This is a genomic window from Novosphingobium subterraneum (genome assembly GCF_000807925.1).
In the GTDB taxonomy this organism is placed as follows: domain Bacteria; phylum Pseudomonadota; class Alphaproteobacteria; order Sphingomonadales; family Sphingomonadaceae; genus Novosphingobium; species Novosphingobium subterraneum.
In genome coordinates this window covers 125,562-151,753 of the sequence record NZ_JRVC01000011.1, presented here as the reverse complement: position 1 = coordinate 151,753, position 26,192 = coordinate 125,562, and the positions used below count along the sequence as shown (strand labels likewise).

30 protein-coding genes and 1 pseudogene are annotated in these 26,192 nt (G+C 64.5%); 9 read left to right on the top strand and 22 right to left on the bottom strand.

The features are described 5' to 3' along the window. Positions 1 to 26: 26 nt before the first annotated feature. Positions 27 to 548, bottom strand: coding sequence for a hypothetical protein (locus NJ75_RS12545; protein ID WP_156135784.1), 522 nt, complete (start codon positions 546 to 548; stop codon positions 27 to 29). Between the two features lie 356 nt (positions 549 to 904). On the opposite strand from NJ75_RS12545, the gene NJ75_RS12540 reads away from it, so the two are divergent. From NJ75_RS12540 to NJ75_RS23360, 3 genes and pseudogenes are all read left to right on the top strand, one after another. Continuing rightward, positions 905 to 1,192, top strand: coding sequence for a hypothetical protein (locus NJ75_RS12540; protein ID WP_156135783.1), 288 nt, complete (start codon positions 905 to 907; stop codon positions 1,190 to 1,192). Positions 1,193 to 1,274: 82 nt separating this feature from the next. Further along, positions 1,275 to 1,607 (top strand): annotated as a pseudogene (locus NJ75_RS12535) (SDR family oxidoreductase); the annotation flags it as partial. A 651-nt stretch (positions 1,608 to 2,258) separates the two neighbouring features. Then, a complete protein-coding gene (locus NJ75_RS23360) occupies positions 2,259 to 3,224 on the top strand; it encodes a hypothetical protein (protein ID WP_052242423.1) in 966 nt (321 codons plus the stop codon). 398 nt (positions 3,225 to 3,622) lie between these two features. Here the strand turns inward: NJ75_RS23360 and NJ75_RS25310 are convergent, their stop codons facing one another. The 13 genes from NJ75_RS25310 to NJ75_RS12460 form a co-directional block, all read right to left on the bottom strand. Continuing rightward, positions 3,623 to 3,856, bottom strand: a complete 234-nt coding sequence (locus tag NJ75_RS25310; protein WP_051035681.1) for a helix-turn-helix domain-containing protein — start codon at positions 3,854 to 3,856, stop codon at positions 3,623 to 3,625. 4 nt (positions 3,857 to 3,860) lie between these two features. After that, complete coding sequence (locus NJ75_RS12515; RefSeq protein WP_017499928.1) at positions 3,861 to 4,073, bottom strand: DUF2274 domain-containing protein; 213 nt, start codon at positions 4,071 to 4,073, stop codon at positions 3,861 to 3,863. Next, positions 4,066 to 5,304 carry a TraB/TrbI/VirB10 family type IV secretion system protein gene (locus tag NJ75_RS12510; protein ID WP_017499929.1) on the bottom strand — a complete coding sequence of 413 codons (1,239 nt, stop codon included), beginning with the start codon at positions 5,302 to 5,304 and terminating at the stop codon, positions 4,066 to 4,068. The genes NJ75_RS12515 and NJ75_RS12510 overlap by 8 nt, the downstream gene beginning before the upstream one ends. Then, positions 5,301 to 6,152, bottom strand: coding sequence for a P-type conjugative transfer protein TrbG (trbG, locus tag NJ75_RS12505; protein ID WP_006635655.1), 852 nt, complete (start codon positions 6,150 to 6,152; stop codon positions 5,301 to 5,303). The genes NJ75_RS12510 and trbG overlap by 4 nt, the downstream gene beginning before the upstream one ends. Further along, entirely contained in the window at positions 6,149 to 6,991 is an 843-nt protein-coding gene (trbF, locus tag NJ75_RS12500; RefSeq protein WP_026108910.1) for a conjugal transfer protein TrbF, read from the bottom strand. The genes trbG and trbF overlap by 4 nt, the downstream gene beginning before the upstream one ends. A 3-nt stretch (positions 6,992 to 6,994) precedes the next feature. Next, positions 6,995 to 8,302, bottom strand: a complete 1,308-nt coding sequence (gene trbL / locus NJ75_RS12495; RefSeq protein WP_017499931.1) for a P-type conjugative transfer protein TrbL — start codon at positions 8,300 to 8,302, stop codon at positions 6,995 to 6,997. A gap of 136 nt (positions 8,303 to 8,438) precedes the next feature. After that, entirely contained in the window at positions 8,439 to 9,191 is a 753-nt protein-coding gene (trbJ, locus tag NJ75_RS12490) for a P-type conjugative transfer protein TrbJ (protein ID WP_017499932.1), read from the bottom strand. A 6-nt stretch (positions 9,192 to 9,197) separates the two neighbouring features. Next, positions 9,198 to 11,666, bottom strand: a complete 2,469-nt coding sequence (gene trbE / locus NJ75_RS12485; RefSeq protein ID WP_039334930.1) for a conjugal transfer protein TrbE — start codon at positions 11,664 to 11,666, stop codon at positions 9,198 to 9,200. After that, positions 11,660 to 11,890: a VirB3 family type IV secretion system protein gene (locus tag NJ75_RS12480; RefSeq protein ID WP_051035683.1), complete on the bottom strand. Its 231-nt coding sequence runs from the start codon at positions 11,888 to 11,890 to the stop codon at positions 11,660 to 11,662. The genes trbE and NJ75_RS12480 overlap by 7 nt, the downstream gene beginning before the upstream one ends. 50 nt (positions 11,891 to 11,940) lie before the next feature. Next, positions 11,941 to 12,294 carry a TrbC/VirB2 family type IV secretion system protein gene (locus tag NJ75_RS12475; protein ID WP_017499935.1) on the bottom strand — a complete coding sequence of 118 codons (354 nt, stop codon included), beginning with the start codon at positions 12,292 to 12,294 and terminating at the stop codon, positions 11,941 to 11,943. Continuing rightward, positions 12,291 to 13,313, bottom strand: coding sequence for a P-type conjugative transfer ATPase TrbB (trbB, locus tag NJ75_RS12470; RefSeq protein WP_017499936.1), 1,023 nt, complete (start codon positions 13,311 to 13,313; stop codon positions 12,291 to 12,293). Before trbB ends, NJ75_RS12475 begins: the two co-directional genes overlap by 4 nt. Beyond that, positions 13,310 to 13,735, bottom strand: coding sequence for a hypothetical protein (locus tag NJ75_RS12465; RefSeq protein ID WP_017499937.1), 426 nt, complete (start codon positions 13,733 to 13,735; stop codon positions 13,310 to 13,312). Before NJ75_RS12465 ends, trbB begins: the two co-directional genes overlap by 4 nt. 2 nt (positions 13,736 to 13,737) lie before the next feature. Next, positions 13,738 to 15,765 carry a conjugal transfer protein TraG gene (locus tag NJ75_RS12460; RefSeq protein WP_038292469.1) on the bottom strand — a complete coding sequence of 676 codons (2,028 nt, stop codon included), beginning with the start codon at positions 15,763 to 15,765 and terminating at the stop codon, positions 13,738 to 13,740. A gap of 342 nt (positions 15,766 to 16,107) precedes the next feature. On the opposite strand from NJ75_RS12460, the gene NJ75_RS12455 reads away from it, so the two are divergent. The 5 genes from NJ75_RS12455 to NJ75_RS12435 are packed head-to-tail and all read left to right on the top strand — an operon-like array spanning position 16,108 to position 19,269. Next, a complete protein-coding gene (locus NJ75_RS12455; RefSeq protein ID WP_017499939.1) occupies positions 16,108 to 16,446 on the top strand; it encodes a hypothetical protein in 339 nt (112 codons plus the stop codon). Further along, on the top strand, positions 16,443 to 16,817 hold the full coding sequence (locus NJ75_RS12450) for a helix-turn-helix domain-containing protein (protein ID WP_017499940.1): 375 nt from the start codon (positions 16,443 to 16,445) through the stop codon (positions 16,815 to 16,817). The genes NJ75_RS12455 and NJ75_RS12450 overlap by 4 nt, the downstream gene beginning before the upstream one ends. Before the next feature lie 3 nt (positions 16,818 to 16,820). Next, on the top strand, positions 16,821 to 17,831 hold the full coding sequence (locus NJ75_RS12445) for an ImmA/IrrE family metallo-endopeptidase (protein WP_017499941.1): 1,011 nt from the start codon (positions 16,821 to 16,823) through the stop codon (positions 17,829 to 17,831). A gap of 6 nt (positions 17,832 to 17,837) precedes the next feature. Beyond that, complete coding sequence (locus NJ75_RS12440) at positions 17,838 to 18,518, top strand: C1 family peptidase (RefSeq protein WP_017499942.1); 681 nt, start codon at positions 17,838 to 17,840, stop codon at positions 18,516 to 18,518. Continuing rightward, positions 18,490 to 19,269, top strand: a complete 780-nt coding sequence (locus NJ75_RS12435; RefSeq protein WP_017499943.1) for a thymidylate synthase family protein — start codon at positions 18,490 to 18,492, stop codon at positions 19,267 to 19,269. The genes NJ75_RS12440 and NJ75_RS12435 overlap by 29 nt, the downstream gene beginning before the upstream one ends. Here the strand turns inward: NJ75_RS12435 and NJ75_RS12430 are convergent. The 6 genes from NJ75_RS12430 to NJ75_RS12405 all read right to left on the bottom strand — a co-directional run bounded on the left by NJ75_RS12430 (position 19,236) and on the right by NJ75_RS12405 (position 24,489). Continuing rightward, positions 19,236 to 19,940, bottom strand: a complete 705-nt coding sequence (locus tag NJ75_RS12430) for a uracil-DNA glycosylase (RefSeq protein ID WP_017499944.1) — start codon at positions 19,938 to 19,940, stop codon at positions 19,236 to 19,238. The two genes, NJ75_RS12435 and NJ75_RS12430, sit on opposite strands and share 34 nt — an antisense overlap. Further along, positions 19,937 to 21,115 carry a nucleoside triphosphate pyrophosphohydrolase family protein gene (locus tag NJ75_RS12425; RefSeq protein WP_017499945.1) on the bottom strand — a complete coding sequence of 393 codons (1,179 nt, stop codon included), beginning with the start codon at positions 21,113 to 21,115 and terminating at the stop codon, positions 19,937 to 19,939. Before NJ75_RS12425 ends, NJ75_RS12430 begins: the two co-directional genes overlap by 4 nt. Then, positions 21,112 to 21,312 carry a hypothetical protein gene (locus NJ75_RS12420; RefSeq protein ID WP_017499946.1) on the bottom strand — a complete coding sequence of 67 codons (201 nt, stop codon included), beginning with the start codon at positions 21,310 to 21,312 and terminating at the stop codon, positions 21,112 to 21,114. Before NJ75_RS12420 ends, NJ75_RS12425 begins: the two co-directional genes overlap by 4 nt. A 51-nt stretch (positions 21,313 to 21,363) precedes the next feature. Next, on the bottom strand, positions 21,364 to 23,328 hold the full coding sequence (rlxS, locus tag NJ75_RS12415) for a relaxase/mobilization nuclease RlxS (RefSeq protein ID WP_017499947.1): 1,965 nt from the start codon (positions 23,326 to 23,328) through the stop codon (positions 21,364 to 21,366). Positions 23,329 to 23,674: 346 nt separating this feature from the next. Further along, positions 23,675 to 23,836: a hypothetical protein gene (locus NJ75_RS24750; RefSeq protein ID WP_168196079.1), complete on the bottom strand. Its 162-nt coding sequence runs from the start codon at positions 23,834 to 23,836 to the stop codon at positions 23,675 to 23,677. A 332-nt stretch (positions 23,837 to 24,168) separates the two neighbouring features. Continuing rightward, positions 24,169 to 24,489 (bottom strand): DUF736 domain-containing protein, encoded by a 321-nt coding sequence (locus tag NJ75_RS12405; protein ID WP_017499949.1) that lies wholly within the window; start codon positions 24,487 to 24,489, stop codon positions 24,169 to 24,171. A gap of 360 nt (positions 24,490 to 24,849) precedes the next feature. Between NJ75_RS12405 and NJ75_RS12400 the strand changes: the two genes are divergently transcribed. Then, positions 24,850 to 25,077 carry a hypothetical protein gene (locus tag NJ75_RS12400; RefSeq protein WP_017499950.1) on the top strand — a complete coding sequence of 76 codons (228 nt, stop codon included), beginning with the start codon at positions 24,850 to 24,852 and terminating at the stop codon, positions 25,075 to 25,077. Positions 25,078 to 25,130: 53 nt separating this feature from the next. On the opposite strand, the gene NJ75_RS12395 is transcribed toward NJ75_RS12400, so the two are convergent. Both NJ75_RS12395 and NJ75_RS12390 read right to left on the bottom strand, forming a co-directional pair. Further along, positions 25,131 to 25,634: a hypothetical protein gene (locus tag NJ75_RS12395; RefSeq protein ID WP_017499951.1), complete on the bottom strand. Its 504-nt coding sequence runs from the start codon at positions 25,632 to 25,634 to the stop codon at positions 25,131 to 25,133. Further along, positions 25,627 to 26,094, bottom strand: a complete 468-nt coding sequence (locus NJ75_RS12390) for a hypothetical protein (protein WP_017499952.1) — start codon at positions 26,092 to 26,094, stop codon at positions 25,627 to 25,629. The genes NJ75_RS12395 and NJ75_RS12390 overlap by 8 nt, the downstream gene beginning before the upstream one ends. Positions 26,095 to 26,192 lie beyond the last annotated feature (98 nt).

The following is a 26,192-nucleotide window of genomic DNA, read 5'->3' as shown; positions in this document are numbered from 1 at the left end:
CTCGATGCGATTGATTTCGCGGGCTTTTAACCGCTTCCTGCTTCCCAGGCGTCGAGTGCGTTACGATACACCTCTTCCTCGCGTGCCACGGCCGCACGCAGCCCCTCTGCCGCTACGATGCCAGTTTGGCGCAAGCTAACCCTGCGCTCGCGAAGCGCTTCGATCTTCCGGTCAATCTCGTTCAACGCTTCGGTCAATTCCCGTTCCTGCCTGTCGAGAGCCGCGCGGGCGGCGTCGAGCGCAGCTCGGCTCGGCCTTGGCGGACGCTTTCGAGGTTTCGACGAGGTGCCTGCAGGCGTCCGTTTCTTTCGTGAGGGACCATCGACTACCGGTCCTGCGGCAGACAGGTGCTGGGCCGCGGACGCGCGTGGCAGGCGAACGACTTCGCCTGGCTGCTGCAACGCTAGCGCCATAAGTTCCGGATCGGTGATCTGCTCTGCCGCTCCTCGTGCAAAGAGATCCTTGTCCGTCCCCCATGCTTCGAGTGCAGCGCGCCTGCTCGTGGTCGCGATATAGGCATCGTCGAAGCCCGTGCTTGTACGAAACACCTTGAGTGGTCGTTTGGTCATCTTTGCCGAACGCAGCGGCGCATTCTTCGCTCCCAGTAAAACTAGGCGAGCAGACCGACCGACGGATTGTCGGAAATGGGGTGTCCGGCCGTAAAGATCAGGACTGAGTGCCGCTTACCAATTCTGTTCGGCCCGCTGGCAAGTTAGCCCTGCCTTGGTATCCTGGACAAGCCGGCGAAGGCAGGTGCTACTGTTTGCTGCCGGACGGAACTTTGCGCGCCGTCAGCGCTTGTTGGTTGACAGTTCCAACATGAGGCAGGCCGGAAATGCGCTCAGCATCGATTGTAATTGCCTGCAGTCTCGTGATTGCCTGCAGCGCGAACAAAGCTCCTACTGTGATCGATGGCAGCAGCGAGGCCTCGTTCGAAAGCACTCTTGCAGCCGCCCGGCGCGATGTTGGACCGAAGGATCGCATCAAGCTTGAGGCTGCAATCCGCGAATTTCAGGCGCAGATGTTCGCAAAAGCCGATAACCGTCAGGAATACCAGAGACTGGTGAGGGAAGGCATGGACGGACTGACGGCGCCAGGCATCGTCAGGCAGTTCGACAAGGACGTTGACCGTGTAAGCGGACAGGCAGCGGATGCTGTGTTTGATGCGAAGCGCGCCATAAAGAATCTTTAAAGCAGCGTCGTTTAGCCTTGGCTCAAAACACGGTTTAAGAAAGGTTGCTTTCTAAGTCTACCGCGGACCGCCCTCAGCGGCGAGGATGTCAGTATCGAAAGCAGGCATCAACATGCTGACCCAGTCAGTTGCGACCGCATTTGGCCGTAAGAACATCCGCTGCAATGCTGTGGCTGCCTCGATGGTCCTGACCCCGCTTCTCATGAGTTTTATCCCGGAACCGCTGCTCAAACTCAACGAGGATGCGACCCTGACGCCGTTGCTCGGAACGCCGGAGGATATTGCCCGTATAGTGACCTTTCTTGCGTCAGACGATGCTCGTTGTCTGACAGGCCAGATCATCCAGGCTGACGGCGGAACCACTGCTCACTTGCCCACATACGCGGCAGCAAGAGAGTTTTTCGGCGACACCTGAGAGATTGCCGACCGCTGCGGTTAATGCAGGGGCGGCGGCCGGCACGGCTGGTTCACAGTTGCGTTACGCGAGCAGCGGAAGTGACCTGGGCGCTAAGAAATCCTTCACTATCGTTTGCGAATTCCGAGCAACGCCCCGCGCTTTCCCTGGACTCGCGGGATTGATCCTGCGCGCTTCTGAGCGGTCCAAAATCGTTGTTCTTTTAAAGGACTTGGGGCGCGAGAACCCTAGATCACGGCAGGCGGTATAGGGGCTAACCTTGGAAAAGATGCTCCTACAGGAGGCCGCGCAAGGTATTTACTGAGCCCGGCACTCGGCGAAGCCGCATTGATCACTTTGTGCGCCCATGCCGTGTAGGAGCTACAGTACTGCCGCGTGTGCTTGGGGGTCAGCGATAGACGCAGCGGGTCGTGTCCCTCGCGGTGATGTAAGAGGGTTCCCTGAGAGGTTGGCCACCGTCAATCTGCAAGTGAAACTCGATACCGTTAGAATCCCACCACAAGATATTTTATCATAATTTTTCAATGACTTATAAAGTTTTTTAGCGGAGGTGCGAGTTCATCAAGCTCCCTGACGCGGCGATTGCCGTTCCGGTTGCGCGTCATCGGGTGAACGCCTGCGCTCTCGGCATCCAACTGCGAGCGTTATCCCATGATCGAGCTTCAAACCATAGCGGAGGCGATCCCCCTTCCCGCGACGCCGGAAGGTTGGTTCGACTACGGGTACACCGCGTTGGCGGACGGGCGACTGGCACTCATTCGCACTCGGAAGGATGTTCATAGCGAGCACATGCGGTGGTGGGAGGCCGCAAAGGGTGGCTGGCGGTCGCCGAAATACCCCAAGGTCTGGGACGACGACATGCGTCTGTCGATCTTCGACGGAAGCACGGAGTCCAATGTGGCGGTGATGCCATCGGGAGCGCATCCTATCGTTGATCGGATGCCTGACGGTCGATGGCTGGTTGCAGGCTCTCGCGCCGACAGGGGAGAGAAAAACGGCGTGATCTATTCTGCGGATGGGCGGAAAGAGTCGGAGATGATCCTCGGCGACGGGATCGAAACCTTGCTAGGCGCCTCTGACGCGACGATCTGGGTTGGCTATTTCGACGAAGGCGTATTCGGCGGAGAGAACAAGGATGGAAGCTGGCCTGTGTCATCGGGTGGTCTTGTTCAGTTTGACGCCACTGGCCGTGTTTTCTGGTCATTCAACGAGCAGCATCGCGATGAGGGCGGGATGGACGACATTTACGCTATGACGCTCGTCGGTGATAAAATCTGGGCCTGTTATTACTCGGGCTTTCCTATCGTTCGGATCAGCGGAGGTAAGCCGGTGTTCTGGTCGAACAGCGTCGCCGGAGCAAAGGCCATTGCCGTGAAGGACGATATCGTGATGCTGGGCGGCGGCTACAGCGACGATGCCAACCGCATCACGCTCGTGAAGCTCGATGGGAAATCAAGTCACGAGCTTGGTAGCTTACGGTATGGTAAGGGCACGCGCGGCGCAGCCAGTCTGCGTCAGGGACGGGGAAGCGTGATCCACATCGTCAGCGATGGCGTTTGGTCCAAAGTGCCGGTCTACAAGGCGGCTGCGGCCATCAGCCGGGATCGCCGCCCTTAAGTGCCCGATAGGCGCTGGCGCGCCCGATTTTCAGGCGCGTGGTAATCTCCGTTGCGCCTGCCCCCCTCGACGCCAAGCCCCCGAAGGAGCGGTTCCTAAGTCGCCGGGACGCGCCAAGGTCTCGCGCGCGACCACAAGTGCAGGCCACAGTCGCTAAAATGACTAAAATGACAGGTCCCGAACCGCATGTTCGGACCTGACTAGCTCCGCAACTATTTATCTGATCTTACGAGAAATGCCTGGTAGCGGAGGAGGGATTCACACGAAAAACATAAGATACTGATTTATAACAACGTTCTTGATCGTCGTGCCGATAATTCCGCTCAATCCACCCCCAATTTTACCCCTTCGCGACAGGCCGTGCCGAAATATCGACAGGCCGACATGCGCGATCCCTGCTACGCCCGAGAACGCGGCTGTTTACAGTGTGATCGCAGAAAGGACCGCAGACTATCGACAAACACCACGGTTGCACGGCCGACCTTGGCTGCCTCGATGTCGCCGGAAGCGATGAGCTGGTAGATCTTGGATTTGCTGAGCCCCGTCATCCGTACTGCGTCGGGAATGCGAACGCTTATCGGCCCAATCGGGGGCGCGTCGTCGCCATTCGTTGCAGGCTGCCGGGCCGACATCGGACTATTTCTTACGTGCCCGGCTGAACGAGCGGTCGCTCGCCAGGAAGCCGCTAAGCATGAATGGAATGAGGTCCGGTACGGACTCGCGTCGGCCGTAGGCCGCCTCATAGGCCTCGGCGTAGTCGTTCAGCGCTTCGATGAGATCCGGCATGACGTTGATCGTGATCTTAGCCGGCGTCCGATCGGGCAGCCTTGGCAGCTTCAAATCAGCCATGACGGCCTCCCCAGGGTCCGGGCAATATGATGTCTTTGTGCACGACCACCCGTAGCGGCCAGCCGGGACGCACGCGCAAGGTCGGCTGGATATTGAGATTGCGCGTGACGAGCTGATCGCCGGCGCGCGCGCCGCTCTGCTGCGCTGACTCGCGGATCGCCCGGACAAGGTCGCTTTCGGTGCTGCCGAAGCTCAATTCAGTGCCGACGCCCAGCAGTGTCGACAGGGCGACGCCCTTCAGAAGTTGCCAAGTATGCCGGTCGATCCGGTCGGACAGACCCGCATAGCCCTGCGTATCGGTCGCCGGCACATTGTCGATACGAATCGACGAGCCGTCGGGCAGGATAATCCGCTGCCAGACGACCAGCGCACGGCTCTGCCCAAACGCTACAACGCTGTCGTAGCTGCCGATCAGCCGCGATCCTTGCGGAATGAGCAGACCGCGCCCGGTCACACTGTCATAGACGTTCTCCGTGATCTGCGCGGTGACGAGCCCGGGAAGATCCGAGTTGAGCCCGGTTATGAGGCTCGCGGCAATGATGCTGCCGGCCTGCAAGGTCCAAGGCGATACGGACTGCGCCAGCGCGTGCGGATTGATGTCGTCGTCGCGATTGGCGTGGCCGACCAATTCGTTCTTGCGCCCCTGGGCGTTAGGATCTCGGTCAGGGTCGAGGAGCGGCTTGGCAGTCTCGGCCGATGCTGGCGGAACACTTGCATCGGTAGTCACCGGTGCAGGGGCGGCGGCGCGACCGCCGCCCGCCAATTGCAGCATGACGCCAGACTCGCGTGCGGCCTTCTGCTCAGCGGCGATGCGCTGGCGCTCGGCTTCGGCTTCCTGCGCGGCCCGGCTCACCGCATCGGCAGCGGGGTCAGGGGGAACCATCCCGCCAAGCTGCCGCTGGCGCTCGAGGATCGGCCGCCCGAGATCACCGGGAAGCGGTAGCCCGAGCTTCGGCACGTCGCCATAGCTCGTCGGCGCGCCCGCGAGCGCATCAGGCGGCGCCTTCGCGCCAACCAGCTTTTCATCGCTTCGTGCGATCAGGCTCAGGGTCGCGGGCTTGAGCGCCAGCCAGGCGACGCCGATGATCGCGGTCGAGCCGGCGGCAGCGATGGCGACGATCGCACCGCGGCGAAAACGGGTGACGCGGCCCGGCGCCGCGCGCAGAACGAGCGTTTCGGGGTCGGCTTTGGGCGCCGCGATCGGCGCGGAAGAAGCGGTTGGATCGGTCACGCGCCCCTCCCGGCCTTGCGCTGCCGGCTCTTCGGCTGGGCGGCGGTGATACGGACAATCTGCTGTTTCTTGCCGCCAAGGCGCAGCTCGGCGACACCGAACAGGCGGTCGACCACATAATAGCGGCCGGCGACGCGATAGTTGACGAGCTGGGCCTCGCCATCCTCGCCAATCACGAACAGCGGGGGCGCCTCACCCACGGCGATCGCAGGCGAGAACTCGATGTAGGTCTGCCGCCCATCGTCGAACGCGCGCAGCGGCCGCCAGGCCGGCTTGTCGCCCGAGATCGCATAGTTGAAGTTGAGGCTTTCGACCGAGAGGCCCGACGCGATCGGCGTCGCCGCCACGGCTGCATCGCGCTGACGCCGGAGCGCGATCAGCTCGTCATGTGGATAGGTCCAGGAGATCGCCGCCATCGCGGTCGCGGGCGTGCTTTCGAGCTGGAGATGGTAGGTCCGGCGATCGGTAGCAATGACAAGGTTTGTGCGTAGGCCCGCCGAAAACGGCTTGACGAGGATGTGCACGCGCTTGCTTTCGCCGATGCCGCTGGTGGTATCGCCGACAGTCCAGCGCACGGTGTCGCCGGCGGCGACGGACACAATCGTTTCGCCCGGCTGCAAGGCAATGTCGGTGATGCGCTCGGGCGCGGCATAGAGCCGGTAGAGCACGCCTTCCGCCCAGGGATAGACCTGGACGGCATATATATATCCCGCGCTCGACGGCTCGCGCAGTGCCGCCCGGTTGGCGGCAGTGACGCGCGCGGTGGGTGACGCGGGTTCGCGGCTCTGCGCAGCGACGCCCATGGCAAGCGCCATCGCGCTCGCCGCCAGGATGAGGGCACGGATCATTGGTCGGTCCTTTCGGGGGATGGTGCGGCTGCGGGTTGAGCAAGGGTCGGATCGAGCGGCGAGCCCAGCGGAATGTCGGTGGGCGGCGCGACCGGGAGTGATTGTGCGGGATCGGGCACGGCCGATGGTTGCGGCGAAGGCGGCCGGTCCTGAGGCGTTTCCAGTTCGCGGCTCCAGTCGATCGCGTCAACATAGAGACCGAGCGGGTTTTTTCGGAGCACATCGGCCAAGCGCGGCGGCTTGATCTTCACCGTGAGCATCGCCGTCCAGCGTGACGTGCTGGCGAGGCTTCCCCGCTCATATTGCTGCTCGGTCCATTTGACCTGGAAGCTCGTATCCGACGCGCGGACGACGCTCGTCACCTGCACCGAAACCGTCTTGCGCCCGACATCGGCGAACGGATTGGAGGTGCGGGCATATTCGCCGAGGAACAGTGACGCACGTTCGGTCGCGAAATCATAGGCTGATAGCCAGTTTTCACGCATCAATACCGGATCGAGCGAGCGCGCTCGAACGCCGGTGATGAACCGGCCGAGGAACCATGCGATCTGCGGATCGGTCGGCCGATAGTCCTTGGCGGCAGGCGCGACGGCCTGTGCTTGCCCGAGTGCATCGACCTCGACCACATAGGGCACGACGCGGCTTTGCATCGATTGCCAGACCAGCGCGCCCGACAGACCAGTGGTCAGGAACAGGCCGCCGAAGGCCATCAGCCGCCAGTTCTTCGCCTGTGCGCGAGCCGAGCCGATACGCTCATCCCAAAGCTGGCCCGCTCGTTGGTAGGGTGTCTCGGGTTCGGGCGTTCGCCCATAGCGCTGCAATGCGCGTCGAAATTTCATCGCTCAGTCCCTTTCCTTGATGTCTGGAGTGGCGCCAGCGCCGCCGCGGTCGCCGCCCTGGATTGCGTGGATCGCCATCTGGCGGCGGTGGCGAGCATTCTGGCTGGCATGAAGCTTCTGCGCCCAGGCGGGTGTTCCTTCAGCTGCGCCTATCGGCGCGGCTGCGGGGGCGGCGCCGCCGGCACGGGTGCTTCCTGCTTCCCATGCGGCGCGCTGCCCACGATCGGCGGCAGCGCTAACGCCGAGACCGCCGCTCATCCGGTTGGCAGCCGCGCCGCGCATGGCGGTCGCAACGCCGCCGAGGCCCGCGCCGACGCTGGTCGAGCCCGAGGTTTCCTGCCCGAGCTTGTAGGCAGTGGATGCGGCAGACCCCATCGATGTACCGGCGCGGATCGCGCCGAGACCGGCCCCCGCGAGACCGCGTGCCGCGCCGACGGCGCCAGCGCCTGCCATCGCAAGACCTCCGCCGGCAAGCACGGTAGTGGCGATCACCGATCCGGCGCCGAGCTGCGGCGCGCCGGCGACGAGGCCGGATGCGATTCCCGGGCCGAAGATGGAGAGGCCAAAGATCGCGAGGCTCGCGAGCATCAGCGACACGGCCTGTTCGATCGACACCTCGTCGCCGGTGATCGCACTGGTGAAGTCGGCGAAATAGTTAGAGCCGATGCCGACGATGACCGCGAGCACCATGACCTTGATGCCCGAACTGACGACGTTCCCGAGCACCCGTTCGGCGAGGAACGACGTGCGGTTCCACAGCGCAAAGGGCACGAGCACGAAGCCGGCGAGCGAAGTAAGCTTGAATTCGAGGATTGTGATGAAAAGCTGGATCGCGAGGATGAAAAAGGCGGCGATGACGACGACCCAGGCGATCACCAGCACGGCGATCTCGATGAAATTGTCGAAGAAGGCGATCGGGCCAACCAACTCCTTCGCCTGCTCGAGGAGCGGCCATGCTGCCTCGAAGCCGGTCCCGGCCAGCTTGCCGGGTCGCAATAAATCGTCAGCCGTAATCGCGCTGCCCCCTGCGGTGAGGCCGAGGCCGGCGAAGCTGCGAAAGATGATATCGGACAGTGTCGAGAAGCTGTTGAGGATCAGGGCGAAGACGCCGACATAGAGGATCTTTTTGAGGAACTTGGCGATGACGTCGTCTTCGCCGCCGAGCGCCCAGAACAGCCCGGCGAGCGTGATGTCGATGCCGATCAGGATCGTGGTCAGGAAACCGACGTCACCGCCCAACAGGCCGAACCCGCTGTCGATGTAGGAGGCGAAGGCCTCCATGAACTGATCGATGACATTCAGGTCATCCATATGGGCGGGTTCCTGCTTGAAGTTGAAAGGTGTCGCGGGGACCGGCGGCCATGAGAGGGGCAAGCCCTACGGCCCCCGCGACGAGACAGGTTCGGACCCGGGGGGAGCTGGGGGCGCGGTCCTCGCCTGCCTCAGCTCATTGGCGTGGCGTGTAAGCCTTGCCGTCGCCGAGGAAGCGGCGCGTCGACTCGCGTGCCTCGCGCGCGATCTGGCCCCGCTGCGCCTGCTCGACCGATTCCGCCCGGAACTGCGCCGCCATCATTTGCTGAAGCTGGAGCTGCTGCTTGGCGGTGAGCGCGAGAAGCTGGTTCGTGGCCTGCTGCGCCTGAAGCGAGCCTTCCGCGCCCTGGCTGCGCGCGACGATGTCGGCGAGCGCCTGCGTGTCGCTCCGTACGTTGTCGACGATGCGGTTCTGGACCCCCATCGTCTGGCGAAACGCGGACATCGCGGTATCGAGTTGATCGCGTGCGCGAGCCACACGCTGATCGCGGCGGAACACCTGATCGAACTCCTGCGGGTAGAGCTGGCGGAAGCGCTCGTCGAGCTGATCGATGCGGAAGTCGACGCCCTGCGCCTGGCCCATGAGCTGGTCGATCTGCTGGAGGCGCTGGCGAAGCTCCTGAAGTTGCGGGAAATCGATCCGGGACAGGTTCTTGCCCTGGTTGATCAGCATCTGCGCTTCGTTCTGGAGACTCTGGATCTGGTTGTTGATCTGGGCAAGCGTGCGCGCGGCGGTGAGCAGGTTTTGCGAATAGTTCGATGGATCGAACACACTGAGCTGGGCCGCGACGGGCGTCGAGGTCAACGCGATGCCGATACCGAGCGAGCCGACGGCGCCGAGCGCGAGAGCGGAGAGGCACGCATATTTGCGGATAGGGATACGGGGCACGGGAAATTACTCCTTGTCTTCTGGGGGGCGGGCGGCAGGGTGACGCCCAAGCAGGTCGGCCGCCCAATCGAGGCCGGCTTGGGAGACAAAGGTCGCGGCGAAGTCGGCCTGGCCCTTTTCGGCCAGCACCGCGTCTATGCGCTTCTGGCTGTCGGGATCGGACGCGCCGCACAACGCCAGCGCGATCGGGCCTAGCCCAAGCTCGAACAGCCGGTTGCCGCGCGCTGATTGCAGATAATATTGCCGCTTGGGCGTCGCGCGGCTGACCAGTTCGATCTGGCGCGCGTTGAGACCGAAGCGGACGTAGACCGTCTGGCCCTGCGGCTCGATCGCCCGATCATTGGGCAGCAAGATGCGCTGCGGACAGCTTTCGATGATGGCCGGCGCGATCGTGCTGTCGGCGATATCGGCTAGGCTCTGTGTCGCGAACACGACGCTGACGTTCTTCTTGCGCAGCACCTTCAGCCACTCACGGATGCGCGCGGCGAACAGCGGGTGGTCGAGGAACACCCAGGCTTCATCCAGTACGAGAAGCGTCGGCCGCCCGGTGAAGCGCTCCTCGAGACGATGGAACAGGTAGGTCAGCACGGGCGCAACGACGCCCGCCTGCCCCATCAGCGCTTCAGTCTCGAAGCACTGCACGTCGGCGATCGCTAGATCGTCTTCGGCGGCGTCGAGCAGGCGGCCGAACGATCCTTCGAGCGTATAGGGCGCGAGCGCCGATCGCAGCGGTGCCGATTGCAGCAGCAGCGACAGGCCGGTGAGCGTGCGTTCCTCGATCGGGGCGGTCGCGAGATTGGTGAGCGCCGACCAGACGGCCTCCTTGATCTCGGGTGTGACCAGTACTTTCTCATGGGCGAGCAGCGCGCCGATCCATTCGGTCGCCCAGGCGCGTGCGTTGGAGCGATCGATGTGGCGCAGCGGCTGGAAGGCGATCGTTCGCCCGCCCACGTCATCGGCATGACCGCTCTCACCGCCAAGCCCGAGCGCGTGATGCGCGCCGCCCATCGCCAGCACGGCCGCGCGCGCCGAAAATCCCTTGTCGAAGACATAGACCTGGGAGTCTGGATATCGCCGGAACTGAAGCGCGAGCATTGCGAGCAGCACCGACTTTCCGGCCCCGGTGGGTCCGACGATCAGCATATGACCGACGTCGCCGACATGCGTGCTGAGACGGAACGGCGTCGAGCCGCTGGTTTCCGCATAAAGCAGCGGCGGACCGTCGAGGTGCGGATTACGCGCCGGTCCTGCCCATACCGAGGACAGCGGCATGAGATGCGCGAGATTCAGGGTGTGGACGATCGGTTGCCGGACGTTCGCATAGACATGGCCCGGCAGGCTCGACAGCCACGCCTCGACCACATTCATGCCCTCGCGGATGCAGGTGAAGCCGAGCCCGTTGACGATGCGCTCGACCGCGCGGACCTTTTCCTCGACGCGGGCGCGGTCGATATCGGCAACGGTGATCGTCGTCGTCAGATAGCCGAACGCGACATGATCGCCGCCGAGCGCCTGCAAGGCGAGGTCGGCATCGACCACCTTGTTGTCGGCATCGCTGTCGAGAAGCTGGACCGGCTGGTTGTAGATGACTTCGCGCAGCAGCGCGGTGATCGACTTGCGCTTGTTGAACCACTGCCGCCGCAGGCGAGTGAGCGCTTTGGTTGCGTCGGTCTTGTCGAGCGCAATGAAGCGCGTCACCCAGCGATAGCCAAAATCCTCATGGTTGAGTCCGTCGAGGATGCCGGGACGGCTCGCGTTCGGAAATCCGAGGATGGTGAGCGTCCGCAGATGCTCGTCGCCGAGCATCGGTTCGAGCCCGCCGGTCAGCGGCGTGTCGGCGAGCAGCCCGTCCAGATAGATGGGCGTTTCGGGCACGGCGACGACATGGCGGCGCGCGGAGATCGCACCGTGGAGAAAGGTCAGCATTTCGCTGTCGCCGAGCGCGCGCACCTCGGGCATGAAGCCTCTGAACAGGTCAAGCGCACGATCCGTCTCGGCGATGAAGCCGGCAAGCGCTTGTCGCCAGTCGCGGCCCTTCGCGTCGTCGCTGCGCTCGATCAGCGCTCGGCCCGCCGTGTCCGCCTGATCGGGCGGAGGCAGGAGGGTGAGCGTCAGATAATAGCGGCTCTCGAAATGCGCGCCCGCGCTTTCGAACGCCGCGCGCCGTTCCTCATCGACCAGCCACGACGCCGCATCGGGAAAGCTGCTGTCGGGATAACCCAGCGCTTCGCGCCGCTCGGCCTCGAAATGGAGTGCCCAGCCCGAGCCGAAGCGCTTCAGGACATTGTTCGCCCGCGCGCAGGCGGCGACAAGCTCGGCTTCGGTGGCGGATTCTAGATCGGGGCCGCGGAACCTGAGGACGCGCAAAAAGCTGCCGTCCTTGTTGAGCACCACGCCGGGCGCGACAAGCGCCGCCCATGGAAGATGATCGGCGAGCCGGTCGGCCTTCTGACGGTATTCGCGCAGATTCAGCATGACAGATGCCCCTTCTGGCGAAGGTGGCGGACAAGGACCGGGGCGAAGTCGGGATCGCGCTTGGCGGCGAACACCGCGAGAGTGTGCCCGAACGCCCACATGGCCAGCCCGGCGATCCACTGCTGGAGACCGAGTCCGAGCGCGGCCGCGATCGTACCATTGACGATCGCGATCGCTCGCGGCGCCCCGCCAAGCAGGATCGGCTCGGCAAGCGCGCGGTGCATCGGCGCCTCGAACCCCTCGATATGGCTGGCGCCATAGGAATTTGGCGCGTTCACGAGATGAGCGCCCCGCCGCCGAAGCTGAAGAAGCTGAGGAAGAAGCTCGACGCCGCAAACGCGATCGACAGGCCGAAGATGATCTGGATGAGGCGCCGGAACCCGCCTGCCGTCTCGCCGAACGCGAGCGTCAAACCGGTGACGATGATGATGATCACCGCGACGATCTTGGCGACAGGACCCTGGACCGATTCGAGGACCTGCTGAAGCGGTTCCTCCCACGGCATGCCCGAGCCGGCGGCCTGCGCGGTGGCGGCGAGCGCAAGCCCGAGGCCGATGGCGGCGCCGGTGAGGAAGATGCTCCGACGATCGGGAATACGGGCAGGAATACGGGACAAGCGCATGGTCATTCTCCTTGGGGTTCGAGGGCGTGGTCGGGAGTAAGGTCGAGGACGGCGTAGCCGCCGTCGGGATCGAGGCCGGCGACGCGCGCGATCGTGTCGACGCGGCGCGCGAGGCCGCGCCCGGCGATGAACACGATCATGTCGATGGCGTCGGCGATCAGCCGGCGCGGAACGGTGACGACGCTTTCCTGCACGAGCTGCTCGAGCCGGTAGAGCGCCGACACTGCCGAATTGGCGTGGACGGTTGCGATGCCGCCCGGATGCCCGGTGTTCCAGGCTTTGAGCATGTCGAGCGCTTCGCGCCCGCGCACCTCGCCAACGACGATGCGATCGGGGCGGAGCCGCAATGTCGAGCGGACAAGATCAGCCATCGTGACGCCGCCGGCTCCGGCAGTGCCAATCGTACGCGTGCGCAGCCCCACCACGTCGGGCGCGGCGCATTGCAACTCACGCGTGTCTTCAATGATGATGACGCGTTCGTCGAGGTGCGCCATCTCGGCGAGCAGCGCGTTGGCAAGCGTCGTCTTGCCCGAACTGGTGCCACCCGCGACCAGGATGTTCTTGCGCTCGACCACGGCCATCGACAGCAGTCGCGCCGTGTCGGCGGGCATGATGCCGTCCCGCACATAGTCGAGCAAAGTGTAGATGCGCGCCGCGGGCTTGCGGATCGAGAAGCACGGCGCGAGGCTGACCGGCGGCAGGATACCCTCGAACCGCTCGCCCGCGCCTTCGCCGTGCGGTGGCAGCTCGGCTGACACGATCGGCGCATTGCCATGAACCTCTGTCCGTGCGTGGCTGGCAACCAGGCGGATGATCCGCTCGACCTGCGCGGGCTCATATTTGGTGCCGGTATCGATCCGGCCTTCGCCGAGTCGATCAAGGCGCAACACGCCGTCCGGGTTCACCATGATCTCGATGACCACCGGATCGGCCAGCGCTGCGGCGATGGTCGGCCCCATCGCGGTGCGCAGCATCGCGCGCCGACGCCCTGCGGAATTATCGGAGCCGAAAAGCGTGTCGCTCATCGCCCACCTCCATTGTCTTTCGCGGAGGCAGCAAGCGTGCGCTGGCCGCTGGCGAGCGCTTCGCCGACGCGGGCAATGAACGCCTCGAAGCGGTCTCGGCCGATCGCACGCGCCGCTTCGTCGGCTTCGGCCAAAGGGGCCTGCACCATCAGTTCATAGCGGATGAACAGCGCCAGGCTCTCGAGCAGCACATGCCCGTCACGCTCGACACGCCCCAGCGCGAGCGACATGCGATCGAGCCGCTGGCTGAACTTGTTCTCCAGCTCGCTCGCCGCCTGCCGGTTGAGCCAGGCGGTGAGCGCGTCGGTGAGGATCGCCGATTTGGACGCGCCGGGCTGGCTCGCCAGCGCCTCGAAGCGGTGGCTCAGATCTTCGGGCAGGAAGAGCTGGTAGCGGACGCGGTTGGGTTTGATCGCGGCCATTGTCAGAAGTCCGGCAGCATGTCGGCGCTGCGACCCTGATTGATCGCGTGAGCGCGGATCAGCGTGCCGGTGGCGCCGGCGCGGTCCATCGCGTGCTTGTCGGCGATCGTGTCGGTGTCGTCGCTGTCCAGGCCGAGCAGGTCGAGCTGCTTTGGCGGCTCGGGTTTTTTGGCGGGTTCTTCGCCGAGGCCGGGGTGGCGCTGCTGTTGCAAGCCGCCGTCCTCATCCGCCTTCGCATCGTCATCGGGCTTGCCGAGCCGGGTATCGGGCGCGCGGACCAGTCCGCTCCAGTCGTTGGGGCGTGCCTGCGGCCGGTCGGGATAGTCTCCGGGCGCGGGCTGCGGCGGCGGTGCGATCCGCTCGCGGAAATTGCGGTCCTCGTAATAGCGCAGCTTCCTCGCGCGGATCGGGGCCATGCCGGAGACAAGGACAAGCTCATCCTTGGGCGGGAGCTGCATCACCTCGCCGGTGGTCAGGAGTGGCCGGGCGGTCTCCTGCCGGCTGACCATGACGTGCGCCAGCCAGGGCGCGAGCCGGTGGCCGGCATAGTTGCGCATCGCGCGCTGTTCGGTGGCGATGCCGAGCGCGTCCGAAATCCGCCGCGCCGTGCGCTCGTCGTTGGTCGCAAACGCGACGCGGACATGGCAGTTGTCGAGGATCGAGTTGTGCTCGCCATAAGCCTTCTCGATCTGGTTCAAGGACTGCGCGATCAGGAAGGCGCGCACTCCATAGCCCGCGAGAAAGGCAAGACTGGTCTCGAAGAAGTCGAGCCGCCCCAATGCCGGGAACTCGTCGAGCATCATCAGGAGCTTGTGCTTGCCCGCCCTGGCGGGATCGGCATCGAGCTTTTCGGTGAGGCGGCGGCCGATCTGGTTGAGCACCAACCGCACCAGCGGCTTGGTGCGGCTGATGTCCGATGGCGGGATGACAAGGTAGAGCGAGACCGGATGGCCGGCCTCGACGAGATCGGCGATCCGCCAGTCGCAGCGCGATGTCACCGCGGCGACGGTCGGGTCGCGATAGAGCCCGAGAAACGACATTGCGGTGGAGAGGACGCCGCTGCGCTCGTTCTCGCTCTTGTTGAGCACCTCGCGCGCCGCCGAGGCGACGACGGGATGGATCTGCGGCGCATCCTTCGTGCCGAGGTGATTGGTGGTCATCATCCGCCGGAGCGTGGCGGTGAACGGCCGCTGCGGGTCCGACAGGAATGTGGCTACCCGTGCGAGCGTCTTTTCTTCCTCCGCATAAAGGACGTGGAGGATCGCGCCGACCAGGAGCGAATGGGAGGTTTTCTCCCAGTGGTTGCGCCGTTCGAGCGCGCCTTCGGGATCGACCAGGATGTCGGCGATGTTCTGGACGTCGCGGACCTCATGCTCGCCGCGCCGGACCTCCAGCAGCGGGTTGTATTTGGCGGAAGCGGGATCGGTCGGATTGAACAGCAGGACGTGGGAGAAGCGCGCGCGCCAGCCGGCGGTGAGCTGCCAGTTCTCGCCCTTGATGTCGTGAACCACGGCGCTGCCGGTCCAGCCAAGCAGTGTCGGTATGACCAGCCCGACGCCCTTGCCCGAACGGGTTGGCGCGAACGCCATGATATGTTCGGGGCCGTCATGCCGGAGATAGCGGCCGCGCGAGCGGCCCAGGAATACGCCGGCATCACCGTAAAGGCCGGCCCGCTCGATCTCGTTCGGCCTGGCCCAGCGCGCCGAACCATAGGTGGTGACGTGACGCGACTGCCGCGCGCGCCAGAGCGAGCCTGCGATCGCCGCGCCGCAGCCGATGAAACCGCTCGCGCCGGCGAGCGCGCCGGCCTTGTCGAAAACATGCGGCGCATAGGCATCGTAGTGATACCACCAGGGGAAGAGCGCCCAGGGACGATAGACCGGCGTGCTTCCAGCCATGAACCAGGCCGGACCAAGTTCGGGCTGGTAGGCGAGCATCGCCGCCGCCCATTGGGTCGCCGCCCAGAGGCCCGCGATCACGATTGCGAACACGACAAGGATCTGGCCGATGAGCAATTTGGTCGGGGTCACGTTGAAGCTCCCGCCCATACCGCCGGATGCGGTCGGGGCGCGGCTTCAAGACTCGGCTATGGGCCGCCCGAAATGAACGGAGCCGCTGGGGGCTGGTGGGTGACCGAAGGAGATCACTCGTCGGCGACTGACTCAATATTCCAGCTCTGTTCTTTTGATCGAGCTATGACCCGAGTTGATGATTCTGCCCTGTCGTTGTCCCTCGAGGTGGCACTGACCACCACACCGCACCGCCGATGACCCGCTACACCCTGCAAAAATCCGAGCTGCAAATTCGGGCTTGCGTGTCGGATTATCAGACATTATATCGCATTTAATGTAGTGAAATCGTGCGAGGCATGCATGGCGACAATCGCTCCTCCGCAGCCCGCGGCAACCGCGTTTCCCAAAGCCGACGCCATTAGGGCGTTGGTCGACGAACTGCTGCAAGTGGCCAGGGCTGAGGCACAGGTGCGCGGAATTGCCCTGCCTCCGGAAAACCCGAAGATCATCCAGGCGCCCGTGCCACTCGACTCCTTGTCCGTGGTCGACACGCTTTGCGCGGTGGAGCAGGTCCTCGACATCGAGCTTCGCGACAGCATCGTCCGCACCGGCGGCTACAATTCGATCGAGAAGGCGATTGACGACCTCCTCCCTAAGATCGAACGCGTCTGGGTTAAGAAGAAAGGGTCGAAGCCATGACCAATCTCGCACTCCGCCAGGAAGGCGACGAGCAGGAGCGGCGGCGCTTGGGCGACCGTCTGCGCGAAGCACGGAAATATCTCGGCCTCAAGCAGGAAGAAGTTGCTGCCTATCTCAAGATTCCCCGGACCGCGCTTACCGATATCGAGAATGGCCAGCGCCGCGTTGAAGCGATCGAACTGACGCGGCTTGCCCGTCTTTACCGCCAGTCGGTGGCCTATTTTACCGGCGAAGACGAGGCCTCCGCGAGCCTTCCCGCCGATGTCGCCCATCTGGCGCGACGCGTTGCGGCCTTGTCGACTGAGGACCGGGCCGAGCTGAGCCGGTTTGCCGAATATCTCCGCTCGCGGTCTGGCGGCGAACGGAGCTGATCGATGGCGTCGGATTATGCGAGCGCGGTTCGCGCTGGTACGATGGCAGCGGGCCGCCTGCATCGCGAACTCGATACGCGCGCACTGATCGAGACCCAAGGCGGCAGCGTCGATGTCTTCGGCGCGATCCATGCCGTGGGTCTACCCTTGCTGCTTCGTCCTCTGAAAGGCCTGCTCGGCGCCTATCTCAGCGCACCTGCTCCTGGCGTTCTCGTCACGACGGAACGACCGATGAGCATCCAGCGCTTCACGGCCGCGCACGAACTCGGGCATTTTTCGATGCGACACGAGCCGAGCCTCGACGATGAGAGCATCCTGCGCCGGATGCCGATGTCGCCCGAACCGGGAAACAACTTCGAGGAAACCGAAGCCGACGCCTTTGCGATCGCCTTCATGATGCCGAAATGGCTGGTGCTCGCGCACAGCGCGCGACAAGGATGGCAGATCGATCATTTCCGGCGCCCCAATGTCGTCTATCAGCTCTCGCTGCGGATCGGCGCCAGCTATGAGGCGACGTGCCGCACCCTGGTTCGCTACAATCTGATTTCGCCATCGGTGATGACCGACCTGCTCCGGACGCAGCCGCGCAGCCTGAAGGTCGATCTCCTCAAGGACTATCGGCCCGACAACTATCGCGGCGACGTCTGGCTGCTGACCGAGCGCGATGCCGGCTCGCGGATCGATGGCAGTCGCAATGATCTTTTCGTGCTGCAGCTCGAAGAACATAGCGGCGGTGGGTATCTCTGGGATCTCGACCAACTGATCGCCAGCGGCTTCGCCGTCGTTCGAGACGAGCGTGAGGCAATCGACGGCGATGGCATCGGTGGTCCCGTTGTCCGCCGTGTCACCGCGGCGCCCGATGCGCCGCGGCGCGGCCGCATGTCGCTCGACGAGCGGCGGCCGTGGCAGCCTGCGCCGGCCCTCACCAGCCTGACGCTCGATTTCGACCTCACCGGCCCGGAACAGACGGGCCTGTCGCGCGCCGAACGGCGGCACCTGCTCGAGGCCGCCTGACGCCCCATGATCGATATCGTCCGTGACCTTCGGCCGCTGTTCGGGCCTGCGCGCGATCAAGGCGCGCGGCCGACATGCCTCGCATTCGCCGCGAGCGACACCCACGCCGGGCTTCGCGACGGCTGGGCACCGCTGTCGTGTGAATTCGCCTTTTATGCCGCGCAGAAACGGGCGGGCAGACCGCCGACGAGCGGCGCACTGCTATCCACAATGCTGGACGCGCTACGGCTCGATGGCCAACCCGACGAGAAAGGCTGGCCGTATCTGGCAGCGGTTCCAGCCGATCATCGACTGTGGACGCCGCCGGCGACCGTTGGCCCGCTCTATGGCCGCAACGGACAGAGGGATGGAACCGACCTGTCATCCATCCTTGCCGCGCTGGATCGTGACACGCCGGTGCTCATGCTGACGATGCTGTCACGGTCTTTCTTCCAGCCGCGCGGTGATGGCGTCGTCGATCCGGCGAACGACGAACTCCCCGAGCCAGCGCAACGGCACGCGGTCGTCGCGGTCGGGCATGGAACCGTGGACGGCACCCCGGCCATTCTCATCCGCAACAGCTGGGGACCAGGTTGGGGCTTGGAAGGCCACGCCTGGCTTACTGAGCGCTTTCTAGCGCCGCGCCTTTTCGCCACGGCAAATTTGACGGAGGAAGTCGATGTATCTTCCCATACCGCCGCAGCCTGACTGCGTTGCTGGCTGGCGCGAGGCGGTCCGGCTCGTCGACCTCGCCACCGGACACCAGGCGCAGAATGTCGTCATCTCCGTGGCCGAGCCGACTGCGCGCGCAACACTCGCCGATCCCGTCGTGGCGGAAGTCGATGCCTTCCTTTCGGGCCATGGCAAGAAGCCCATCGAGACGGTCGCCAACACGATTTTTCCGGCAGCGCTGTACAGGCGCTACGGCGCGCCGCAATTCTTCGACCGGTTTCGCGACAACGTGCTGCCGAAGGTCCGGAGGTCGGGCGCTTGGTCGGGCTATTATTTCGAACGGATGATGGAATTGCCCCGCGCCGACGGCCAGCCAATCAATCAAATCTGGGGCATCGTCGAGCGCCTGCGCAACCCGAACGTCCGAGCGCTCAACAAATTCGAACTGCTGATCTTCGACCCCGCCCGCGACGTGAATGACTCGCCCTACGGCGGTCAGTGCCTGAGCTTTGCCAGTCTCAAGCTGATCGGCAAGGGCGACGATCGTCGCCTCGGCATGACCGCGCTCTACCGCAATCACTACTATATCGAAAAACTGCTCGGCAATCTGATCGGCCTCGGCCGTCTGCTCGAATTCATCGCCAAGGAAGGCGGGGTCGCGCTGGGTCCGCTCACGATCGTCTCGACCAACGCCACGGTCGACACCGCCAACTGGAACCGCGGCGATCTTAAGCAACTCTTTGAACGCTGCGATCAGGCGAGCGCACATCTCCGTGCTGCGGCGTGAGGCGCGCCCAACGGCAGTTCTAGCGGCTCATCGTTGTCATCCGCGACACCGTACAGGCTGAACATGCCCTCGATGAACTCGCGCTGCCCGCCGTAGCTCGGATGGCGGACCGCGGTGGTCGGAATGTCGAGACCGTCCAGCGCCAGGTGAGCGTCGCGCCCGATCGCGACGATCTGGCGGGGCCGGATCATTGACACGAGGGCTTGCAATATCGGCCAGGTCGCCTCGCGCTCGCTTCGCGTGTGGCATCGGTTCGACATCGGATCATCCGCTTCATGGGGATGGAACGGGAAAACGTTCCAGAGCATGACAGGCTGACCGATCCGCTCTAGCACACGCCAGACGATCGCCGCGGTGCGCTCCGCCACGGCGGGTCCCTGCGTCGCACGTTCAAATGCGATGCCGCCCATCAGCGTGCCGGCATGTCCGAGGTGAATTTCGTCGGTCAGCGGTACGCCCGTACGCCGCCCCCCGCGATAGCCGAGATCACGCGCGATCCAGATCGTTTCGACGCGATGATCAAGCGCCGCGGTGAGCAGCATTTCGAGATTGTCGCGGCGCCGGGCGGCGGCGTCGCTGCGGTCATGGACCGTGCAGCGATCGCGCCAGGGATTGAACACTGAGGGAAGTTCGGTCGCCGCCAGGGTGGACACAAAGGATTTCGGGGTCATGACGGCAATTCCTTGATACGCAGGCGGCGATTGGCGAAGTCGATCAGGACGCGGCCGCGCCGATGCTCCTGAAGGAAGCGGAAAGCCGTATAGCCCTGGAGGATCGCTTCCTCCCAAAGCCACAGCGGACAGCGTTCTGATTCGTAGCCGGCGACGAACTGGCGGACATGCTTCAGCATGTCCAGCGGAAGGCCACCGCGCTTCACGTTTTCAAAGTACCGGAGTTGCTGCGCTTGTCCGAAAATCCAGGAAGTTATGCCCTCTTCGATGAGAATCGCCCGAGCACCGTCTTCGGCGTCGTCGAGTTTCGGATCGCTCTTGCGCTTGAGACGGAGCAGCGCACGCAGCACTGGCGACCAGCCAAGCACCGCGACATAAGCGTAGTGAAAGACATCGTGGAAACGATAGTCGTCGGGTTCGAGCGCGTTGTCGGTGAGCCGGTCGCCGACATACACACCGCTTGAGCGTTGATACACGAATGTCTGCCCGCGAACGGTGCGTTCATAGACGTCGATCGCCATCCGCCGCGGCAATTGCTCTTCTGGGTCGAGCGCCGCATCGGTCGGCGCCGGATAGATGCGCTCGCGCGGCCAGCGATCGAAGATCTTGTGAAGATTCTTCACGGCGGCAGCCTCGATGGTAACACCGGATTCGTTTGCCGCCTGGATCAACCGGCGCATGACCGCGACCAGCCGGCCCGCGAGTGCTTCGCGGTCCTTCGCAAGACCGCCCGCCTGGAAATCGTTGATGAGCAGCCCAACGTCGCCTGCCAGCGCGAGCAGGCTATGCTCGAACTGCGGCATCGGTGCCTTGGCAAGCGGAATGTGCTGCGGCTGCAGCGCATGGAAACTGAGCGTTTCGTTGCCGCCCGTCTGCCATTGTCCGCCGTTTGTCGCCGCGGCGGCAGCGATGTCGCTGAGCGCCATGCGGCTGCGCCGTGCGATCGCCGCCAGATACCAAAGGACGTCACCAAGCTCTTCCGCGACGGCGTGAGCGTAACCCAGGTAGGAGGCATCGTCGCGCTGCTTTTTCTTGGCCTCACTGAGCAAGCTGCCGACTTCGCCGAAAAGGCCAAGCATCGAGAAGCCCAGTGCGCGGCCACCGCTGCGTTGATCAGTCCGCGCGGCCTGCTTCGCATAATCCGCAACAGTGAGAGCTTCGAAATCCTCGCTCATCGCCTGCCCTTCCGGCGATCCGATATCGCGTCTGCGGGGACGCTCACGCCATAGGCTTCAAGTGCCCGCAGTACGATCATCCGGATCGGCTCGCGGGAATCGAGCGACCGTTGACCGAGATCGCGTTTCGTAACGGCAGGAATCTGCACCTGAAGATGCTCGTCGCCGACATCGGTTTGCGCTGCGATATTTTTCATGAATCCATGAAAACATAATTTCATGAAAATAGAAAGCCCGAATCCTCCGGATCAGGAGACGCTCGGCCCGCTGCGCTGCCGCCCGAGTGTCCAGTTGATCCCGCCGTCGCGCATGATGCCCGAGACCGATTTACCGACATGGCGATCGAGAACAGAGCGCCACGGCACCAGCGTGAAATCGCGCGACCGTTCGATGAGCGCATGGCGACCACTCGTCATCTCGACTGCGCGCACGAGCCTGCCTTGAACAGCCTCCCCCTCTCTGGCCTCGGCGAACGGAACGCCTAACTTGTCGGAGAGCTGGCGGGCGACACGCAGCAATTCTCGCCGCTGGAGCGCGGCGAGCATCCCTCGCCGATAGACCGTCTGCCCATCCTGTTCGTCTGCAAGCTGTTCGGTGATCAGCCATTGCCGTCGCATCGCCTGCGCTGAACGAACCTCGTGCCCGAACCCAGCATCGCGCACTGGCACCGGCGCTTCGGCGACCAGCTCGCGATCGAGCCAGGTCGCGGCATCGGTTCCCGGTAATTTGTCGAGCGGGATCGCCGACAGGGTTTCAATGGCAACGGGGTGGTCGCGGAACTGCATGGCTTCGAACCTCTCGACCCTGGCGAGATGGTCCGGCGCGATGATCCAGCTTCCGTCGGGCTCGCGCTCGACGACGCCCGAGATTTTTCGCATCGCTTCAAGCCGCCGGACATGCGTTTCGGCGAAGCGTTCGCTGGCGGTCGGATCGTGCTTCAGATGGGCGTCGATCGAATAGCGCCCGCCGTTCGCCGCCGCGATCTCGTCGATCGTCCGATCGACGGCGCGAATGCCGCCCTCGCGTGGCGCGATCCGGACGATGGCATTTTCGGGGATCGTGTCGACCAGCTCGCCCTTGCCGATCTCGGCATAATGGGTGCGCCCGTCGATGCCGTCGACCAGCAGATAATGACGGTCTTCATGTTCGTCGGCGAGCCCGCGCATCACGACGCGGCCGATGATCGGCGTCGCCTCCTTCGCGACCGGGTCGTAGATGACGCGATCGACCGCAGCACGATCGAGCTTCCGCGCGGTCAGCTCGCGCTGCATGGTGCGGATGATGTCGCCGCGCTCGCCGATCTGGCGCAGTGTGTTCGCAAGGTCGGGCTCAAGCCGCCAGGTGCCGTTGCCGACATGCGAGGCGAGTCCCATGCGCCCGAGTTTCTGCAGGCGACCGACGCGAAGCGATTGCTGGAAGGGATCGCCATCGCTCGCGCTGACCAGCCGCGCGGTATCCATGTCGCGGATCAGCCGTCTGTCGATCGCGGTCAGCCGCTCGGCACCCGTATCGCTGCGAAGCCGCTCTTCGATTTCAAGGTCGGTGCGCGGCCCCAGGTCGAGGTTGACGATCTCGATCGCCCGCTGCCGGCTCCCGTGCGAGATATACTCGCGCGCGATCAGCAGATTCTCACCCCGATCGTTTACGCCGCGCACCACGATATGCGTGTGCGGATGGCCGGTATTGAAATGGTCGACCGCCACCCAATCGAGCTTTGTCCCAAGATCCTGCTCCATCTGCGTCATCAGCCGGCGCACGAACGGCTTCAAGTCGGGATACTGGTCGGCGTCCTCGGCCGACACGATGAACCGGAACTGGCGGCGGTCGCCGTCACACCGTTCGAGGAACGCCTTGCCATCGGCGACGTCGCTGTCGGGCGAGTAGAGCGCACCAGCCTCGCCCTCACGGGTCACGCCGTCGCGCTGAATATAGCGAAGGTGCGCCTTCGCACCGCCCATGCCTTTCCCGCCAAGGCCGACAGGCCGTATCTTGACGATCACGCGGCGCGACCGGAACGCGCCCAATCGGTCGCGCGATCTGAGCACCCGCGCAACACTCGCGCCGCGCCCGATCCGGCTGCCGTCGAAACGGCCGCGCCTGCCCGTTTTCATGCCGGCCCGCTTTGCCGCTTTCACGACGCGGCTCAGGTAGCGCTGCTCCTTGCCCCGGCCGCGCATCCGGCCCAGCTGCGGTTCGAACTCATCATCGCGCATAGCGGCGTCCTTCCATGCCGGAATGACGCTCCCCGCCGATAAGAATGGCGCGTCCTCGCCAGAGCGCAAGGAGTCTCGCGATTGGGATCGGAAAAGCCCAGAAAACCGCCACTCCTGGTAACCCTGTCTCGCACTCAAAGGGCGAGTCTCGCAAAAGCCTTCAAAAAACGATGTGCAGACAAACACTTACAAAATCGCGAGATTTTGCCTCTATCTTGCCATCGAGCCCGACTGCCACCTGCCGCCCCAGACGCCCGCTTTGCCTTCCCGCCTTCCCGATCAAAAAAGGGGAGCGGCGCCATGCGGCACCACTCCCGCGAACCTGCCCCTTCAACAGCGCATCGCCTTATTGCCAGCCTGCCTGTTCGGCCTGACGCAGCGCCCGATTGCACCGCTTCAGCCTCTTCTCAGCGGCCCTTAATTCGGCTTCGATCTGCCGCCGTTCTCCCGCGTCATCGCACCATGAAAGCTCCGCGCGAAGCTCCTCGATCTGTTGTTCAACCGACATCTCATCCTCCTGATACAAGCGAAAGATGAGCCATCGCCCGGCGGGGAGCGGGCGGGGTCAACCACCGCGCAGCGGCCGCGAAGCGGGCGACGGGGGAGCCGATTTTCTCGTCGCCGGAGTGGAGCGAAGCGGAACGCAGGTGGCGTGAAAATTGGGGGAACCGTCGATGGTTGAGGCGGTCCGTTCGCCGCCGGATACTCGGTGCTTGCTGAGCGGATTTCTTCCTCTCTGCAGGCCCGCAAGCGCGTTCCGGTGCAGGAAAAGGCCCACGCCAAGCCCTCAAGGCATGAGGAAAGCCCCGCGCCGGGTGACCGGCGCGGGGCCGATCCGGCTCAGTCGCCGGGGTTCCAGATAACGGCGAACGCGTCGTCGTCGTCCTGCCCGGCGGCGCGGCCGAGATTGGCGTAGAGGGTGCGGCCGCCAAGTTCGGGGGCCGACATGGCGAGGCGGACATATTCGCGCTGGCTCACCTCGCCGGTGCGGATCCAGCCGCCGCCCAGTTCGACGCCGTTCGACAGCACGCGGTAGTCGGGCTGGTCCCCGGTCTTACTGCGGTTGGGGATGATGGCGATCTCGGCATTGACCGAAAGCGTCTTCAAGGCGCCCCGGAACGAACCGTCGTTCTGGCGCTGGACATGACCGATTGAGGGCATTTCTCGTCTCCTTGCACATTCGCCCGACCCGATGCCGGGCGATGGGCGGACCGAAGGGACGGCCCTTGAGCGCGCTGCGAACCGCAGGCCGAAGCGAAGCGGAGGACCGGAAGCGCGGGGCTGATTTGGAGCGAAGCGGCCGCGAGGAGCGCCGCCAAAGCGGCGCGGGGAAATCAGTTCCGCGCGATGGTTTCGCGAGGCGCGCGGCCGTCCCAGGTCATGCGCCCAAGGAGCCGGCGACGGGTTGGTGAGACACGAAAGGACGAGATGCGCGCGCGGACAGGAAGCCCAGTCCGGCGTCTTTCCGGGAAGCCATGATTGCTTTCGCGGCCACGAGGCCGCGGCTATAGCCTCACGGCGATGAACGAAGGAACGACGATTGCGGGGCAGATCGAACGGCTGATCGTGCGGCTGGACGGCGCGGCGGTGTGCGATGCCTGCGTGACTGACCGGCTCAACCTGTCGGTTACCGCACAGGCCAATGTCGTCACCTGCGCGCTCGGCGGCACGCGCGGATTCGAGCGGCAGAAGGACGAATGCACGTTATGCGGAAGCGCCCGGACGGTGATCCGCCGCACCGCCCGGTAGGTCAGGCGGCAGGGGTTTTCGGCACGCGAGCGCGCAGTGCGGCGCGATTTGGGCTAGTTGCCGTCGCCCGCGAGCGCGCGCGACAGCGCCTCGTTGGTCGCGTCGATCTCGATGCGGTCTGCGAAAATCGCGCACCAGCCGCCACCGAACTCCCCGATGCGGGGCTTGGAACAGGTCATGGCCCATTCAAAGCCGATCGGCCCCTTGGCGAGCGTTTCGGGGCAACATCGCTGGATCACCACCGCGATGGCAGCGGCATCGAAATCGTCCATGCTGGCGAAACACACGATCCGCGCGGATGGATCGTCGGGGCAGGTTTCAGCGATGAAATCGGCTCCGATGGTGGGAAATTCGGGATCGTTGAACGCCTCGCGAAACCCGCTCCACCGCGCGTTCGCATCGTCCGGCGGAAAGGCTGCGAGCAGCGCCGCGCTCGGCGGATCGGGCGCGTCGTCATTCGCTAGCGCGTAGCCAGCGTTTGCGACTTCCTCGATCAGCGCGCACTCGGCGGCGGTGCAGCGAAAGGCGAAGCTGCCCTGAATCCAGATGTCAGCCATTGCTCGCCTCCTCCCGTTCGGGCGTGATGACAAGCGGGGGCACCGCGAAGTCGGCCGCATCGAAATGCGCGATGATCGCCGCATAGCTGCCCAATCGCTCGGCGGTGCAGCGCCCCATGAGGATATAGTCGTCCTCGTCGGCAGCGTAGCTTTGCGGTTCGCCGCTGCCGGTGAACACGGTGCGTTCCGCACCCCACTGGCAGGCATAGGCGCCCGACCAGCGCGCGAAGAAAAGCCCATGCGCGATGCAGAAGGCTTCGAGTCCCTCGAACCGCCCCCAGGCGACCTCGTGCGCCATGAGCGCCAAGGGCTCGCCCTCGGGCAGATCGCCGAGCGCGAAGGGTTCGCCGTCCCATTCGGTGGACAGCCCTTCGTTCGCGATGGCCTCGGCGAAGGCGGGAAGCTGGCTGGCGGGGAGCGTCCCGCCGATGGTGATGGATGCCGAAACACGGTCGGCCATGACAAGTCTCCTGTCTGAAATCCGCGCCGCGAGGGCCGCTTGCGGCCGAGCGGCGCGGCGATTTTATGGGGGACGGAACGGGCGGCGGGTGCGCCGCC

Excerpts from the sequence above, each read along its gene's own strand:
- NJ75_RS23360 (WP_052242423.1), top strand. The coding sequence starts at position 2,259 with ATGATCGAGCTTCAAACCATAGCGGAGGCGATCCCCCTTCCCGCGACG.
- NJ75_RS25310 (WP_051035681.1), bottom strand. The coding sequence starts at position 3,856 with ATGTCGGCCCGGCAGCCTGCAACGAATGGCGACGACGCGCCCCCGATT.
- NJ75_RS12515 (WP_017499928.1), bottom strand. The coding sequence starts at position 4,073 with ATGGCTGATTTGAAGCTGCCAAGGCTGCCCGATCGGACGCCGGCTAAG.
- trbG (WP_006635655.1), bottom strand. The coding sequence starts at position 6,152 with ATGATCCGTGCCCTCATCCTGGCGGCGAGCGCGATGGCGCTTGCCATG.
- trbF (WP_026108910.1), bottom strand. The coding sequence starts at position 6,991 with ATGAAATTTCGACGCGCATTGCAGCGCTATGGGCGAACGCCCGAACCC.
- trbL (WP_017499931.1), bottom strand. The coding sequence starts at position 8,302 with ATGGATGACCTGAATGTCATCGATCAGTTCATGGAGGCCTTCGCCTCC.
- trbE (WP_039334930.1), bottom strand. The coding sequence starts at position 11,666 with ATGCTGAATCTGCGCGAATACCGTCAGAAGGCCGACCGGCTCGCCGAT.
- NJ75_RS12480 (WP_051035683.1), bottom strand. The coding sequence starts at position 11,890 with ATGCACCGCGCGCTTGCCGAGCCGATCCTGCTTGGCGGGGCGCCGCGA.
- NJ75_RS12475 (WP_017499935.1), bottom strand. The coding sequence starts at position 12,294 with ATGACCATGCGCTTGTCCCGTATTCCTGCCCGTATTCCCGATCGTCGG.
- trbB (WP_017499936.1), bottom strand. The coding sequence starts at position 13,313 with ATGAGCGACACGCTTTTCGGCTCCGATAATTCCGCAGGGCGTCGGCGC.
- NJ75_RS12465 (WP_017499937.1), bottom strand. The coding sequence starts at position 13,735 with ATGGCCGCGATCAAACCCAACCGCGTCCGCTACCAGCTCTTCCTGCCC.
- NJ75_RS12455 (WP_017499939.1), top strand. The coding sequence starts at position 16,108 with ATGGCGACAATCGCTCCTCCGCAGCCCGCGGCAACCGCGTTTCCCAAA.
- NJ75_RS12450 (WP_017499940.1), top strand. The coding sequence starts at position 16,443 with ATGACCAATCTCGCACTCCGCCAGGAAGGCGACGAGCAGGAGCGGCGG.
- NJ75_RS12445 (WP_017499941.1), top strand. The coding sequence starts at position 16,821 with ATGGCGTCGGATTATGCGAGCGCGGTTCGCGCTGGTACGATGGCAGCG.
- NJ75_RS12440 (WP_017499942.1), top strand. The coding sequence starts at position 17,838 with ATGATCGATATCGTCCGTGACCTTCGGCCGCTGTTCGGGCCTGCGCGC.
- NJ75_RS12435 (WP_017499943.1), top strand. The coding sequence starts at position 18,490 with ATGTATCTTCCCATACCGCCGCAGCCTGACTGCGTTGCTGGCTGGCGC.
- NJ75_RS12430 (WP_017499944.1), bottom strand. The coding sequence starts at position 19,940 with ATGACCCCGAAATCCTTTGTGTCCACCCTGGCGGCGACCGAACTTCCC.
- NJ75_RS12425 (WP_017499945.1), bottom strand. The coding sequence starts at position 21,115 with ATGAGCGAGGATTTCGAAGCTCTCACTGTTGCGGATTATGCGAAGCAG.
- NJ75_RS12420 (WP_017499946.1), bottom strand. The coding sequence starts at position 21,312 with ATGAAAAATATCGCAGCGCAAACCGATGTCGGCGACGAGCATCTTCAG.
- rlxS (WP_017499947.1), bottom strand. The coding sequence starts at position 23,328 with ATGCGCGATGATGAGTTCGAACCGCAGCTGGGCCGGATGCGCGGCCGG.
- NJ75_RS24750 (WP_168196079.1), bottom strand. The coding sequence starts at position 23,836 with ATGTCGGTTGAACAACAGATCGAGGAGCTTCGCGCGGAGCTTTCATGG.
- NJ75_RS12405 (WP_017499949.1), bottom strand. The coding sequence starts at position 24,489 with ATGCCCTCAATCGGTCATGTCCAGCGCCAGAACGACGGTTCGTTCCGG.
- NJ75_RS12400 (WP_017499950.1), top strand. The coding sequence starts at position 24,850 with ATGAACGAAGGAACGACGATTGCGGGGCAGATCGAACGGCTGATCGTG.
- NJ75_RS12395 (WP_017499951.1), bottom strand. The coding sequence starts at position 25,634 with ATGGCTGACATCTGGATTCAGGGCAGCTTCGCCTTTCGCTGCACCGCC.
- NJ75_RS12390 (WP_017499952.1), bottom strand. The coding sequence starts at position 26,094 with ATGGCCGACCGTGTTTCGGCATCCATCACCATCGGCGGGACGCTCCCC.